11 protein-coding genes are annotated in these 14,421 nt (G+C 69.6%); 4 read left to right on the forward strand and 7 right to left on the reverse strand.

Annotated elements, in window-relative coordinates; all coding sequences use genetic code 11:
• The first annotated feature begins 5 nt into the window (after nucleotides 1-5).
• A complete protein-coding gene (locus ACFVZW_RS07535) occupies nucleotides 6-533 on the forward strand; it encodes an SMI1/KNR4 family protein (RefSeq protein ID WP_384518122.1) in 528 nt (175 codons plus the stop codon).
• A 545-nt stretch (nucleotides 534-1,078) separates the two neighbouring features.
• Here ACFVZW_RS07535 and ACFVZW_RS07540 read toward each other — a convergent pair.
• Nucleotides 1,079-1,381 carry a hypothetical protein gene (locus ACFVZW_RS07540; protein ID WP_384518125.1) on the reverse strand — a complete coding sequence of 101 codons (303 nt, stop codon included), beginning with the start codon at nucleotides 1,379-1,381 and terminating at the stop codon, nucleotides 1,079-1,081.
• 169 nt (nucleotides 1,382-1,550) lie between these two features.
• Nucleotides 1,551-2,090, reverse strand: a complete 540-nt coding sequence (locus tag ACFVZW_RS07545) for a phosphoribosyltransferase family protein (protein WP_384518128.1) — start codon at nucleotides 2,088-2,090, stop codon at nucleotides 1,551-1,553.
• A 388-nt stretch (nucleotides 2,091-2,478) separates the two neighbouring features.
• Between ACFVZW_RS07545 and ACFVZW_RS07550 the strand changes: the two genes are divergently transcribed.
• Nucleotides 2,479-3,675: an SMI1/KNR4 family protein gene (locus tag ACFVZW_RS07550; protein WP_384518131.1), complete on the forward strand. Its 1,197-nt coding sequence runs from the start codon at nucleotides 2,479-2,481 to the stop codon at nucleotides 3,673-3,675.
• Nucleotides 3,676-4,196: 521 nt separating this feature from the next.
• Here the strand turns inward: ACFVZW_RS07550 and ACFVZW_RS07555 are convergent.
• Nucleotides 4,197-4,823: a hypothetical protein gene (locus tag ACFVZW_RS07555; RefSeq protein WP_384518133.1), complete on the reverse strand. Its 627-nt coding sequence runs from the start codon at nucleotides 4,821-4,823 to the stop codon at nucleotides 4,197-4,199.
• A 266-nt stretch (nucleotides 4,824-5,089) separates the two neighbouring features.
• Here ACFVZW_RS07555 and ACFVZW_RS07560 point away from each other — a divergent pair, with 266 nt between their 5' ends.
• Nucleotides 5,090-5,962, forward strand: a complete 873-nt coding sequence (locus ACFVZW_RS07560) for an NAD(P)-dependent oxidoreductase (protein ID WP_384518135.1) — start codon at nucleotides 5,090-5,092, stop codon at nucleotides 5,960-5,962.
• Between the two features lie 163 nt (nucleotides 5,963-6,125).
• Here ACFVZW_RS07560 and ACFVZW_RS07565 read toward each other — a convergent pair whose 3' ends face one another.
• Nucleotides 6,126-6,701, reverse strand: a complete 576-nt coding sequence (locus ACFVZW_RS07565) for a dihydrofolate reductase family protein (RefSeq protein WP_384518138.1) — start codon at nucleotides 6,699-6,701, stop codon at nucleotides 6,126-6,128.
• Nucleotides 6,702-7,228: 527 nt separating this feature from the next.
• Nucleotides 7,229-8,410: a serine hydrolase domain-containing protein gene (locus tag ACFVZW_RS07570; protein ID WP_384518141.1), complete on the reverse strand. Its 1,182-nt coding sequence runs from the start codon at nucleotides 8,408-8,410 to the stop codon at nucleotides 7,229-7,231.
• Nucleotides 8,411-8,915: 505 nt separating this feature from the next.
• Between ACFVZW_RS07570 and ACFVZW_RS07575 the strand changes: the two genes are divergently transcribed.
• Nucleotides 8,916-12,644, forward strand: a complete 3,729-nt coding sequence (locus ACFVZW_RS07575; protein WP_384518144.1) for a S8 family serine peptidase — start codon at nucleotides 8,916-8,918, stop codon at nucleotides 12,642-12,644.
• Between the two features lie 129 nt (nucleotides 12,645-12,773).
• Here the strand turns inward: ACFVZW_RS07575 and ACFVZW_RS07580 are convergent, their stop codons facing one another.
• On the reverse strand, nucleotides 12,774-13,358 hold the full coding sequence (locus ACFVZW_RS07580) for a hypothetical protein (RefSeq protein WP_384518147.1): 585 nt from the start codon (nucleotides 13,356-13,358) through the stop codon (nucleotides 12,774-12,776).
• Nucleotides 13,359-13,558: 200 nt separating this feature from the next.
• Nucleotides 13,559-14,086 (reverse strand): transglycosylase SLT domain-containing protein, encoded by a 528-nt coding sequence (locus ACFVZW_RS07585; RefSeq protein ID WP_384518149.1) that lies wholly within the window; start codon nucleotides 14,084-14,086, stop codon nucleotides 13,559-13,561.
• Between the last annotated feature and the right edge of the window lie 335 nt (nucleotides 14,087-14,421).

The following is a 14,421-nucleotide window of genomic DNA, read 5'->3' on the forward strand; positions in this document are numbered from 1 at the left end:
GGCAGATGGGTCTGAGTCGGCTGAGGGAACTTCTCGGAGAGCCGGAGACCTGGGGGTGGGCGCGGCCTGGGTTGTGGGAGGCGTCGGAGGCGCACCTGGGGCTGGCGCTGCCGTCGGACTACACGGCGTTTCTCGATCTCTATGGGCCGGGCTCCATCGATGGATACCTGTGGTTGGACCGGCCGATGGACGGCAGCGCGGAGGAAGCGGAGCGGCTCTGGCCGCCACGGGGGCCGGTGGAAAGGGACCCGGACCTGTTCCCCTGGACGTTTCATCCGGAGGAGGGGGGCCTCATCTGGTGGGGGTCCGACGAACAGGGCAACTCCTACTACTTCCTTCCTCTGGAACCGGATCCCGACGACTGGCGCATCGTCGTCCAGGACGACTGCAGCGGCTGGTTCGAGACCGCCGGCACCTTTACCGACTTCATCCTGCGTTGCTTCGATCGGATCGACCGCCCACCGTTCATCGACCGTCACTGGCCGGGGGCCAACCCGAGGTACCACCAGGCCGAGCCGATGGCAGGGAGCTGAAGCAGCGAGTACCCGGAATGCGGGCGAGACTCGGGCCTCGGTACGGTTGCGGCCTTTCAGCCGATGCCGCTGGGCCGATTCCTGCGGATCACCTGATTCACTGGTTGATGTGTGTTGTCTACTGACGCCCAGTGGGCACGCATCGAGCCGTTGTTGCCGGGCGGACGCCTCGGCGGGGGTGGTCGGCGGCGTGATCACCGCCTGGTGATCACGCCATCAGGTTCACGTACCGAACCGCGACACCGTGGATGGATCTGGCCGAACCGTTCGGGTCGTAGAAGGGCGTCCACAACCGGCTGCGGATCCGGGCTGCCGATGGAACGTGGGAGAGGGTTTCCACGACTCTGCTCGCCTAGGCGGACGCGGAGGGCGATCTGGAGTGGGGCGTGGCCGTCGACTCCTCGATTGTGCGGGCCCATCAGCATGCGGCTGGAGCCCGTCAAAGGGGCCTCGGGCCAGCGAGCCGGACGACCATGCCTTCCGGCGGTCCCGCGGCGGCCCGACGACGAAGGTCCGCCTGGCCGCAGACCGTAGCGGCAGGGCACTTACTTCGTCGTCGCTCCTGGGCAGCCGGAGATGCGCCCGCGTTCACGCAGGTCACAGCCCGGATCCGGGTACCTAGGACGATCGGCAGGCCGCGAACGACACGAGCCGTGGTCCCAGCCGGCAAGGATCGCGTACGCCTTCATGTCCTCGGAAAGCTCCGACGGAACGCGGCCGATCAGACGGATCCCCTCATGGGATACGTACGGGCCGAGCAGTCCGTCGACCAGTACGGAGGTCAAGCCTGCGCCCTCGCCGAAGTAGCACTCCAGCGCAGAGCGGCTCCAGGCCAGCTCCTTGCTCAAGGAACGCAACGCGCCACTGAGTACGGCCGCCTGGCCGGGTCGCTGCTCAGGCGGCCCCGCTGAACAGGTCGCCACAGTTGGCCAGGGATCCCAACTCGGGTGCTCAGTCGCATGACCCGTGACTGAGGGGGCGAGCTCACATCGGACCAACTGGCCAAGCAGACACGTGTTAGGACTGCCCATCCCAAGCCGGAAGTTCGGCGGCGGTGACGATGCTGCGGACGGCCAGGTTTGCCCGTCGGGCCGGGGTCGTCTGGTCAACGATGACGGAGCAGCCGGCCCACTGCCCGCCGCATTCCTCGACCATCGACCGCACGGCCGACGCCTGGCTGCCCGTCTCGATCCAGTCGTCGACCAGCAGCACCCGGTCCCCGGGGCCCACCGCCGCCCGCTGCAGACGCAGCTCCTGGCGAGTGCCCCGGTAATCAGGGTCGCTGCGCCGGGTGGCCTTCTCCCCCGGGAAGATCCCCTCGCCCTTGCGTACTGCGACGAAGCCGACGCCGAGCTCGACGGCCACCGCCGCGCCGAGCAGGAACCCTCGCGATTCGATGCCGCAGACGGCTGTGACTCCGTCATACCTGAACGGCCCGGCCAGGCCGCGGACCACCGCGGCGAGCCCCCTGGGGTCGCGGAAGATCTGCCAGACGTCGGCGTGGCCGCCGATCCACCGGAAGCGTTCGAGGGCCAGGCCACGCGCGTGAGACATCATGATCGCGAGTCTGCGGACGGACTGGCAGTCCAGGCAACCGGATTCTCCGTTCGGGGAACGCAGACTGGTGGGCGACACACCGCCTTCGCCGCGATCCTGATCTGGCCCCGAAACTGACCAAAGAGACACCCCCTGGTTGGGCGGCGTTCGCGTCTTGGGTGGCCTGTCGGCAAGCGGCAGCCCGGCCGCCTCCACTGTCATTGGCTCCGCGTACGGTCTGCGCATGGTTGATCAGAGACCCCCCTTGTCATCGATATCCGATTTCGCGACCTGGGAGCCCGTGCTGCGGCTCATGCTGGCCGACGACAGGGATCGGCATGCCGCCCGGTCGGCGCGTGTCGCAGGGCGCATCAGCCAATACGGCACGAGTCTTGCGCATCGGGGATCCATGTCGTCGACAGCGCGGACCTCGGTGGAAGACATACAGCGGGCGCTCGCGCGCGGCGGAGTCCAGGAGATCGCATTCAGGGCAGAGGTCCACCCAGGCGGAAGGGCCACGCTCGGCCTCGTCTGGCCGACCCCTGTCGTGGAACCGGCTGTCGGCTACCCGGACCTGGGAGTGCTCATCCTGGCCGACGGTGTCCTTCCCGAGCCCTGGCTCCGCCTCCCCGACCCCGTGTTCCAGGCGGCACCGGCACCTTCGGCGAACCTGGAGTTGCTGGAACGGACGCTGCGCGAGCGCCTGCCGGGTGCCATCGGCGCGACGGAAGAGGAGATCGCTGCCGCCGAAGCGCGCCTGGGTGTCACGCTGTCCGATGAGATCAAGGTGCTCTACCGCGTGACGCGTGTGTACTCGGGCGACGACTTCGACTTCGAGGAGGCGGAGCGCGCCGGCGAGGCGGTCGGCTGCGAGCTCTCCGGCCTGGAACACCTGCGCAGCGTCGACGGGGCGGTACGTCACCCGGGCTGGAGCCTCGGCGCAGAGCGTGCGGTCAGCAGCGGGCCCGACTCAGCGGTGCAGGCTCTGGCCGGCTCACCGGGCTGGATCGGCTTCGGGAGCAACGGCGGCGACGAGTTCGCCGTCGACCTGACTCCCGGCCCCGCCGGTCACTTCGGGCAGGTCATCCTGGTCGACCACGAGCAGAGCCTCGGTGCCGAGCTCGTGGCCGATTCCCTCACAGACTTCGTCCTGGGCCGGATGCGGGAAGAAAGCCGTGACCGCCGCGGAGACAACCTTCCGGCCGTGGCCAGAGTCGGCACGGAATGCCTTGGCACCATCCAGGCCGCCGCCCATCCCGCCCTGGAAGTCCTGACCATCGGCGCCTGGGACGGCGCACCGTTCAGCCTCGCGCCTGTCATGGGACTGCCCCGCCTGCGCACCCTCACCGCCGTGCCCGGCACACTGTCCGACCCCCTGGAGGTCGCCGCGCTCACCGGACTGGAGTTCCTGGAACTCGGCGCGCAGGAATGGCGCGTCCTCCTGGACGCCGGAGCCGTCCCGCGCACCCTGAAAGCCGCAGCCATCAAGGTGCGTGATCAAGAGCACCTGCCCGTCGTGGCCCTCGCCAACGAGATCCTGGCCCTCTGGGACCGTCCCCAGATCGTACAAACGCTCCTCGCGGGAGACCTCGGCCCCGCGACCTAACCGACGGGCCGCACAACGCATGGCAGTCCACTCCCACGGAGCTGAGTGCTGTTGCCGGCTGGACGGGACAACTGCAGCGCCCAGTCACATGACCGAGCGCGCTATCTGGCCGAACGGACAACTCCGCGGGGTGACGCCGATAGCCGAGCGGCAACCCCGGCGGCAGCACATCAGGCCTGAACCCCCTGAGTGTGTGATTACCGTGTGCCAGACGCCGAGTCTCACCGCCCAGGGACGACAGCCATTCCGCGTGCTCACCACTGCCCGGTCGTTGCCCACGCTGTCCAGGTACGCGGTCTTCAGCCTCACCCCACGCGCGCCCGCTGCCTCAGGCAGCGGGCGGCCGGCCCGGCCGGTTGTCGCACGACATCATCTACCCCGACCAGGTCCAGGCCCGCCGGGTCACCCCATCGTCGCTCGCCGCGGAACACTCACGGCAGTGGATTCGGGGCTACCGGCGGGCAGTCAAGCGGATCTTTGCCAGGTCAGGTGTGCGGGCTATCGCGGCCAGGCCGGCAGGGTCATGCGGGCGCGTGCCGGCCGGGCAGGGTGTGGGCAAGGAGGAACTCGGTCGCTCCCGCGATGGCCTCGGCGTAGGTGCCGTGGACGGGCTCGGACTCCGCCTCCTGCTGGTCCGCGGCGGTGGCGGTGTACCACCAGGCGTCGGCGTCGGCATCGTGGTGCACCACGGCGGTACCACCTGCGTAGTGGAGCGGGATGGACTCGCTGGTGGACTTCCTGACCACGGCGTGGGGCCACTTGAGGCGGGCGGACTGACGCTTGATGCCGCCCCAGGCGGCACCGAGCTGGGCGTAGTTCGCTCCACTGCGACCGGCGACGGTCGCAGCGCTCTCCGCCAGTCGGTCGACGGACTCCTTGGCTTCGTACAGAGCCCGCAGGAGCGCCAGCTGGACATCGGGCGCCGCCATCAGCCCGGGGTCGAAGGACTTGCCGGCCGCGCGGTAGGCCAGTGCACGGGTCGAAATCCGTTCGGCCAGGGCGCGAACGGCGTCGTGGACTCGCTCGTCCATGGCGAACGCGTCGTCCTGGGTGGGCTCGTTCCAGGGGGGCTCCACCAGGTTCAGGACGGTGGTCCAGAAGTTCTCGTCGCTCTTGTCGGGAGTCGGGATCCCAGCCACATCACTCATGCGACAAGCATACCTGTCGAACTGTGATCGCGACAGGAATATCTGTCAATGAAGCTCAGGGGCTCCACCCGGCCGCTGTGCGCACCCCGGCTCGAACCCGCGTCACACGGGAGAGATCCGTCGGCGGGTGGTCTCGCGAAGCCGCCCTCCAACACGAACCCGCAGGTAAGTACGCACTTTTTAGTGCGTACTTGTCGGAGAGTCGAGATCGACCTGAAGGTGAGGAGGACGTATCCAGCCGCAAAGCACATGAATGAGGAGCACTTGTGGACAACACGGCAGTCACCGTCATCGGTCTCGGCGAGATGGGGCGGGCACTGGCCGGCGCCCTGGTAGCAGCGGGACATCCCACGACCGTCTGGAACCGCAGCGCCGCCAAGGCCGATGAACTGGTGGCGCGTGGTGCGTTGCGTGCCGCGACGGTCGAGGAGGCAGTCCTCGCCAGCCCGCTGACACTCGTCTGCCTGCTGGACTACGCCGCCTCGGACGCGGTGCTCCGGCCCGCTGCGGGCTCCTTGCGCGGCAGGACCCTGGTCAACCTCACCAATGGAACGCCGGCGCAGGCCCGGGAGGCGGAAGCCTGGGCGACCGGCCATGGCGCGTCCTACCTGGACGGCGGGATCATGGCGCTTCCCTCGACGGTCGCGACCCCGCAGGCATTCGTCCTCTACAGCGGCCAGAAGCGGCACTTCGAGGCGCACGAGGAGACCTTGAAGGCCCTGGGGGCCGCCAAGTACCTCGGCGTCGACGCGGGCATCGCCGCACTGTACGACCTGGCGCTGCTGAGTGCGATGAGCGTGATGTTCGACGGCTTCTTCCACTCGGTCGCGATGGCCACCTCACACAGCGAGGGCAGCGCGGCCGGTTTCACGGAACTCCCGGTGCCCTGGCTGACGAACATGGCGCAGGCGATGCCCGCGTTCGCCGCCGACGTCGACTCGGACGCCGAACCGGTGCTCACCCAGGGACTGGATGTGGTGCTGGCGAGCGTACGCAACATGGCACAGGCGTCCCGAGAGGCGGGAGTACGCGCCGACTACTTCGAGCAGTCCGCAGCGACACTGGAGAAGCAGCTCGCCGAAGGCCTGACCACCTACACCGCACCCGAAGCAGTGCGACGCCTCAGGGCATCCGAATGATCCCCTCGGGACAACCGCTCCGCGGCCGATCCGGCAGGTCTCGGACGAAACGCTGAGCCGCTACGACCGCGGGGCCGATCCGGCGGATGAGCATGGGCGGTGGTCGGCGAGCCCCATCAACCGACCTGGCCGCCCCAGGCCGACATGCCGAGTAGGCAGCTTTCTAGGACGCGGCCTCGCGCGCCACGCGGTAGCGGAGGTAGATGACGTTCGAGCTGAAGGTGCGGGTCTCGACGAGTTCGAGATCCACCCGGCGCTCGTGCCGGGGGAAGAAGGGGATGCCACCGCCGACCAACACCGGGTAGACCACGACCCGGTACTCGTCGATCAGACCCGACGCGGCCGCCTCGGCGGCGAGGGTCGCGCCGCCGATCGCGATGTCGCCCTCCCCCGGCTCGGCCCGCAACCGCTCGATCTCCTCCGCCAGGCCGCCGGAGACCAGGCGGGCATTGCCCTGCACCGCCGACAGCGTGGTGGAGAACACCACCTTCGGAAGCGGCTTCCAGAGCGAGGTCCACTCGCGGTTCGAGTCGTCGAGCGTTGGGTCCTGGTCGGCGGTCTCCCAGTACAGCATCGTCTCGTACAGCCGTCGTCCCAGCAGGTGGACGCCGACATCCCGGATCTCGTCGATCCAGAAGCGAAAGACCTCCTCGTCGGGCGCCGTCCAGTCGAAGCCGCCGTCCGGCCCGACGATGTAGCCGTCAAGTGAGACGCCCATCGAATAGGTCACGCTGCGCATCAGAAGTCCTCCTCGGTGACGGGTTCGACGTTACGACCGCCCGCCGCCGCAGGGCTCGCGGCACGCGGAGCCCCGGCTCAGTCCCCACAGATGAACGAAGCCGGCTGGAGGAGGCTCACGCGGGCAATCAAGGTGCCGTCGTCTCGTAAGGAACGCCCGACCGCGCCGCCCGGTGCGCTCGTGAGGAACGCCCGACCGCGCCGCCAGGCGCATGTATGCGAGACGCGAGAACACCCATCGGGTCCTCCTGCCGGCCTGGTTGTGGACTACGCCGGTTCCAGCAGGACGGCCGGCAGGCGCCGCTCACGATGGCGCCTTTCGGCAGCGAGAGCCCGAAGAACTCCTCGACGATTCCCAGCGCGGTGCTGTGCACCTCTCTTCGGTCCCGTTCTGGGTTCGGGAGGCCGGCGGCGTTCAGCAGTTTCTGCAGGCGGGCGGCGGTCGCGGGGTCGCCGCCGACCCCCTGGTAGCCCCACGAGGCATCCAGGTGCAGGTTGCAGGCGCTCAGCAGGCGGCCGTCGTGAAAGTCACGAGGTGCTGGGGCTCCCGGCGCACAGTGCGTGGTCGATCAGCGCGCTGGCCGCGTTCTCCTGGTCCATGATGTGCTCCGCGGTGTCGCCGCGCGCCTCGGACATGGAGACCACGGCGCTTCGACCGCCGTCGTCGGTGGCACCGTTGAGAGTGATGTAACCGCCGTCCCCGCCCTCGTGGCCCCAGTAGGTTTCTCCGCAGCTCAGGGGGCGTTCGACCATGCCGAGCCCGTATCGGCCGCCGGGCCACAGCTGCTGGACTTCCGCGCTCACGGGGACGGTCTGCTTCATCTTGGCCAGCTGTCGTGCCGGCAGCAGGCGGCCCCCGAGCAGCGCGCGGAGGAAGCGGTTCTCGTCCCGCGTGGTCGTGACGAACGAAAGGTTCTCGTAGTCCACCGGGATCTGGTCGGTGACGTCCACCCGGGAACCAGGGCCGAAGAGCTGGTAGGCCCGGGCATGCGGCAGGGGCAAGGTGGGCGACGTGCCCATCCACCGGGTCTGGCTGAGGCCGAGCGGGCGCAGGATGCGGTCTTCGATCTCCTGGTGAGCGGGGTGCCCGGTGGCCTTCTGGATGATCATGCCGAGCAGGACGTAGCCGGTGTTCGAGTACGCCCAGCCCTCGCCGGGCGGGAAGTCCGGCGCATGGGCCATGGCGCGGTCGAGCAGCTGCTCGGGACGGTAGACCGTGTGGCGCTGCTGGTAGTACTCCTTCGGCGTGGTGTAGCCGGGCAGGTCGTCATGAATGCCGCTGGTGTGCTGGAGCAGCTGGCGGATGGAGATCCGGCTGCCGTCGTTGCCGTTGCCCCGCACCACTCCGGGCAGCCAATGGTCGACCGTGTCGTCCAGGGACAGCCTGCGCTCGGCTTCCAGTTGGAGGACCACGGTGGCGACCAGTGTCTTTGACGTGCTGGCCATGCGGAAGTAGCCCTCGGAGGAGACGGGGCGGCCGGTCTTCAGGTCGGCGGTGCCGCTGGTGGCGACCGACTGCCGGCCGTCAGGCCCGATCACGCGGGCCTGTACGCCGCTGATGCCGAGGGCATGTATCGCCTCGGTGTCCTGGCGTAACTGCTCCACAGGGGAGGGACCGGCGGACGGTGCCACCACACTGGCCACCCCGGTGGCGAGCAGCATCGCGATACCGGCTCCCATGACGAGGTGCTTCCGCAAGGTCGAAGTCATGACTGAACGCTAAGTTCGCCCCTCAACACGGCGCGATCCGGCGCGCCCCAGGTTCGGACTGGGGATATCCCCAGCGCGGGCTATCACCGGCCTGGCGTCAACCCGCCAGACCCGGTGCGGCAGGATGTCGATGATCCTCCACTCCGGCCGCTCGCAGGTTTCGCGGGTGAAGTCGTAGGGCACGAGGGGCAGTTCACCTCACTCGGGGCCGTGATGGCTGCCGGAAGCCGGAGCAGGTCACGACCTCGGCGGTGACCTCGAGCCGGGCGGGCAGCGGCCGGCACTCCCGGACACCACAGATGCAGCCGAACACGATGGTGCTCCCGGCCGGCCGACGGAGCCGCGCGATCCAGAGGTGCGGGCGTGGAGTGCGGAGGCGTCCGGGTGTGGCGGTGTTGTGCCATGGCGGCCTTCCGCCCTTCCGATCCACTGTCACAGCAGCGGCTCCTGGCTCCAGTGTGCTCCCTGTGAAGTTCGCGACACCTTCAGGGAGTTGGTACAGCGGATGAGATCGAGATCAAGGACCGCGGCCGTCGCCGCGGCCGGCGCGGTGACGCTGTTGGCCACCGGGCTGCCCGCGGCCGCCGCGCCGGAGGCCGCCCGACCGGGGCCCGCCATCGCAGGGGTGTCAGGTGGCCCCGTACCCGGGCAGCGGACCGTCACGCTGGTGAGCGGGGACCGGGTCAGTTTCACCGGGAGCGGGAGCGGGATTCAGATCAGCGGGGTGAGTCCGGGCCGGGGCCGGGAGCACATCGCGTTCACACGGGTCAGGGTCGACGACCACGAGTACGTCATCGCCACGCAGGCCATCGCGGACGGGCGTGTGGACCGGCAGCTCTTCGACGTCACCGTGCTCGTCGCGCAGGGATACGACGATGCCGCCCGGTCGGACATCCCGCTCATCACGACGGCACAAGGCGGGCCCGCCCTTCGTGGCTCGGCCCAGCGGGAGACCTACCCGGCGCTCGGGCTGACAGCCCGTACCGTGCGCAAGTCGGAGGCGGCGACGGCCTGGCACGGCTTCCTCGCGGGTGCGGGCGGCGGCACGTCACGTACCGCCGCATCAGGGAAGCTGTGGCTCGACGCCAAGGTGGCGGCGAGCCTGGACCGGTCCGTCGCCATGACCGGCGCCCCCGAGGCATGGCGCAAGGGCCTCGACGGCAAGGGCGTGAAGGTCGCGGTGCTCGACACCGGTTACGACCCTGCCCACCCGGACCTGAAGAACAAGGTCACCGCTGAGCAGAACTTCACCTGGGACGAGAGCGTCGCCGACCGCAACGGCCACGGCACGCACGTCGCGTCGACCGTCGCAGGCAGCGGTGCCGCCTCGCAGGGCCGGTACAAGGGCGTGGCGCCGGGGGCGGACCTGCTCGTCGGCAAGGTCCTCGACGGGGGCGGCTCCGGATACATCAGCTGGATCCTCGAAGGGATGGAGTGGGCGGCCGCCCAGGACGCCGACATCGTCTCCATGAGTCTCGGCTCCAGTGTGCCCAGCGACGGCAGCGATCCGCTGTCACAGGCGGTCGAGACCCTGTCGGCCGGCGAAGGGCCGCTGTTCGTCGTCGCCGCAGGCAACGACGGCGCAGCGCGCACGATCGGCTCCCCGGCAGCGGCGCCCAGCGCCCTGACGGTCGGGTCGGTGACGAAGGAGGGCGCCATGTCCTCGTTCTCCTCCCGCGGTCCCGCGGTCGTCGACGGCGGCGTCAAGCCCGAGATCGCGGCGGCGGGGAGCGCGATCACCGCCGCCCGCGCGGCCGGGACCCTCGACGACGCCGCGGGCAGCGAGTTCTACGCGACGATCAGTGGCACGTCGATGGCGACGCCTCATGTCTCCGGCGCGGCCGCCATCCTCAAGCAGCGGCACCCTGACTGGAGTTCGCAGCAGCTCAAGGCGGCGCTGGTCGCCACGGCCGACCCCGTCGACGGCGCGGGCGTGTACGAGCAGGGCTCGGGCAGCGTGAACGTGCCCGACGCGCTCGCGTCCCGGGTCACCGCGAGCCCCGCGGCGGTCTCCGCCGAACTGGCCTGGCCCTACACGGGCGCTCCGACGCGCACGGTCACGTACCGTAACAGCGGCGGCAAGGACGTCCGGCTCAGCCTCTCCCTGAGCGGGAAGGCTCCGGTCGCGCTCACTTCGCGGCAGCTCACGGTCCCGGCCGGCGGTACGGCCTCCACGACCGTGCGGATCGACATGAGCAGGGTCTCCCCCGGCGCCCACAGCGCCTGGATCACCGCACGGGGCAGCGACGGCAGCACGGCGCGCACGCCCGTCGGAGTGGACGCGGAGGGGCCGAGCGCCACGCTCACCCTCCAACCCCCCGCGAAGCGGGCCGGCGTCGACGCGGCGTACACGAACCTCGTGGTGCAGAACGAGAAGACGGGTGAGTCGCAGCTCGTCGGCCTCACGACGGAGCCCGAGGAGATCCGGGTGCCGGTCGGCGACTACCGGGTCTTCGGCGGGGTGTGGGAGTACGTCGCGCACGGCGAGGCAAGCGTTCCCGAGACCTCGGTCGCCGTCGCACAGCGTGTCTCCCTGACCGGCGGCCGCACGCTGAAGGTCGACATGTCCGCGGCGAAGCCGGTCACCATGGGCATCGACGACCCGGAGATGCGGATCAACGAGCAGGGCTCGGCGACGGGAATCGTCTCGTCGACCGGGGCCGACCGGCCGACGACGGGGCTGGCCGCGCCGATCTTCGGCGGTGCGTACAAGTCGTACGCCGTGGGCAGCGCCCGGATACCCGGGCTGACGTACTTCTCGGCCGCGTCCTGGGAGCAGCCGTACGTCCTCGCGACGACGGTCGGCGGCGCCGCGGCCCCGGTGGACGTGCCGGTGCGGCTCGTGTCCTGGGGTCGGATGGACTGGGACCTGGAGAAGCAGGTCGTCGACGCAGGCAGCGGCGAGGACCTCACCGGCCTGGAGCTGAAGGATCGGATCGTGCTCTTCGAGACGGGCTGGTCCGTGCCCTGGGAGGAGCGGGACCGGCGCTACGCGGCGATCAAGGCGCAGAAGCCGGCGGCGATCCTGATGTCCGGCTACGCGTCGTTCGACGTGGCGGACCCGCCGCTGGGCGTCGACGCGCTCGGCGTGGCGCTCCTGCGCGAGCGGCTCGCCCAGGGAGAGGTGACGCTGCGGATCAAGGGCGAACGCAACGGCGAACGCACCTACTTCACCTTCCACAAGCACGACGACGGGGTTCCCGCAGGTGCGCACTGGCAGGACCGCCGCCGTGACCTGGCCGGTGTGGAGCACAGCTTCCGCACCACCGGATACCCGAACGACCCGAAGGGAATCTACGGCTGGGTGACCCACCAGGGTCTGCGGCTGGCACAGCAGTCGACGTTGTTCCGTGCCCCGCAGCGGATGACGGCGTACTACACACCGGACGTCCCGTGGACGACGGCCACGTTCGAGTACGCGATCGATGCCGACGGCCCGCTCGGGGTGCAGTACTCGAATCCGACCGTCTACCGCGAGGGACGTACGGTCAAGGACAACTGGCTGACCGGCCCGTTCAACCCGTCTCTTTCGGTGACCGGACCCGACGGCCGGGCGCAGGCCACGCGCGACGGGGACAAGCTGCGCCTCGCGCTGCCGATGTTCTCGGACGCAGCGGGTCACCGGTCGGATCCCGCGAGGGATCTGGAGTCGGGTGAGACGGTGCTGCGCGAGGACTCCGGCAGGGTCGTCGCACGCAACGACCAGCCGGGGCAGGGCACATTCGACGTGCCGCGTCGAGGGCAGTGGTACGAGCTGGCGTCGACGGCACACCGCGACCATCCCGACTGGTCTCTTGGTACGCATGTCACGGACGTCTGGCGGTTCCGCTCGGAGCACACCACCGACGAGAGCCCGCTGCCGCTCCTCGACACGCGCTACGACATGGCGGGGCTCGACGGCGACAACTCGGTGCCGGAGGACCGGGAGTTCACGTTCGGGCTGGAGATCGGGCGTCAGGCGGGTGTGCGCGGCGGTGCGGACGTGGACCGGGTGTCGGTGCAGTACTCCACGGACGACGGCGCCACGTGGCAGGTGGCGCGCGTCGGCGGACGGGGCGACGAACGGCGGGTGACCGTACCGGCGATGAAGACCGGCTGGGTCTCTCTCAAGGTCACCGCCGAGGACCGCTCGGGCGCATCGGTCACGGAGACCGTCACCCGGGCCTACCGCGTCGGCTGCCCCGAGTACTGGTGCTCGTACGCTCCGACATGGCCCCACTGGCCGACACGATGACACGCGGCTGACGAGTGCTGCGGGCCGCCCTTCGGGGTGCCCGCAGCGCTTCGGCGCCAGAGGACGTCGCCCCATGTCCCCGGCTTTGAACTGCCTTTTCGGCAGCACTACTTGATGCCTGTCGGGACATCAGGCGGGACTGCCCTGGGGGGCGGCCAGCCAGCGCCGGATCACCTGCAGACACACGGTCGCGGCCACGATCAGACGACGCTGTTCGCTCCCTGCCGACCGGTCCGATTCGACTCTGTACTGTTGCAGGCCGTCGAGAGAGCGGACGCTCGAGACCGTCACCCGCCCGACCTCGCAGTCGATGTGGTCCCGCACCAGCCAGGTCTTCCCCAACAGGGCGGTACGGGTGAAGCGCAGCGTGTCATTCCCGCTGCGGATGTCGAGCAGTCGGGTGTGGTTGACACGGCCAGGCGCGTAGACCTCGCCGATCGGCCGGCCCCCGGCGTCGGTCAATTGGAAGCGCGGCCGGGCGAGTGCCCTTCGAGAGACCAGGTCGACTCCCAGCAAGTGTCGGTTCCCGAGGCCCCGGAGGGCATAGGCGAAGGTGCCGCGTTCATGGAGGTGCGCCAGGACCGTGCCGTCCTCGGCTGCGAGGTGCATCTTGGGACCGTGGTAGGTCCGCAGAAGAGACCGCCGCGGCTCGGCAAGGATCACCGTGCGCAGGCTGAACAACTCGTCAACCGGTTCCAGCTCGTCGCCGCCCATGCCGTAGCCCCTCCGCCGTCGCTACTCGCTGCGTGACGCCGAGTATGACGCTCAACCCCGCACCGAGCACCGCCCTGTACGAGTCCTCCACCCGCCCGGCACGGGCCGCCGTGGCGGGCTCACGAGACAGGCGGTGACGACGGCTTCTGTCGTGCGGCGCGGAGGGATGGCGAGGCGCGCGTCGGGCCGGGAAGGGTGGATCAGTAGGCGGAGTCGACGTTGTCGATGGAGCCGTACTTGTCGGCCGCGTAGTTGGCCGCGGCCGTGATGTTGGCGACCGGGTCGGTCAGGTCATGCGGGGTGCCGGCGACGTGGTAGGCGTCGAAGGTCGGCTGGATGACCTGGAGCAGGCCCTTCGACGGCGTGCCGTTCTGCGCGTTCACGTCCCAGTTGTTCTGGGCGTTCGGGTTGCCGGAGGACTCACGCATGATGTTGCGGTGCAGGCCCTCGTAGGTGCCGGGGATGTCCTCGGCCTTCATGATGTCCAGGGCTTCCTTGATCCAGCCGTCGAGGTTGTCGGCGTACTGCTTCTTCGCCTTCTTCGCCGCAGGAGCGTCCGCCGCTGACACCTGGAGCGCCGAGACATTCGCCGGTACCGGGGCAGCCTGAGCGGGCGACGGGGCCAGCGTGAGCGCTGCTGCTGCGGCACCCGCGGTGGCGATGCCCGCGACGGACAGCTTGCGGAATCGGGCGATGCGGCTGGTGGTGTTCTGCGTGGGGGCGGTCATACGCGAGTAACTCTCCCTCTGGGGACGACGTGGGGATGCCGACCGAATGCGGTGCGGCGGAAGCGGAGCTGCTCTCCGCGAGGCGGCTGGGCGGACGAGCGAACTTGCTCTGCTGTCCGGCAGGCACCGGGATCCCCGGAACGACAGCCATGGTTAGGGGCGCTCCGAGTGCAGCGCAAGGATGTGACGTACTACCCCACCGCATAGCAAATGTCCGGAATGACCTGCCGCGGGCCACTGGGGCACGGGATCACGGGACCCCCGCGTACTACCTTCCTTAGGACGTGACGTGGCTCTCGTGCGGGGCGTCACAGCCACGGCGCCCGTTCTGGCGA

Source organism: Streptomyces sp. NPDC059567 (assembly GCF_042735655.1).
Taxonomy (GTDB): domain Bacteria; phylum Actinomycetota; class Actinomycetes; order Streptomycetales; family Streptomycetaceae; genus Streptomyces.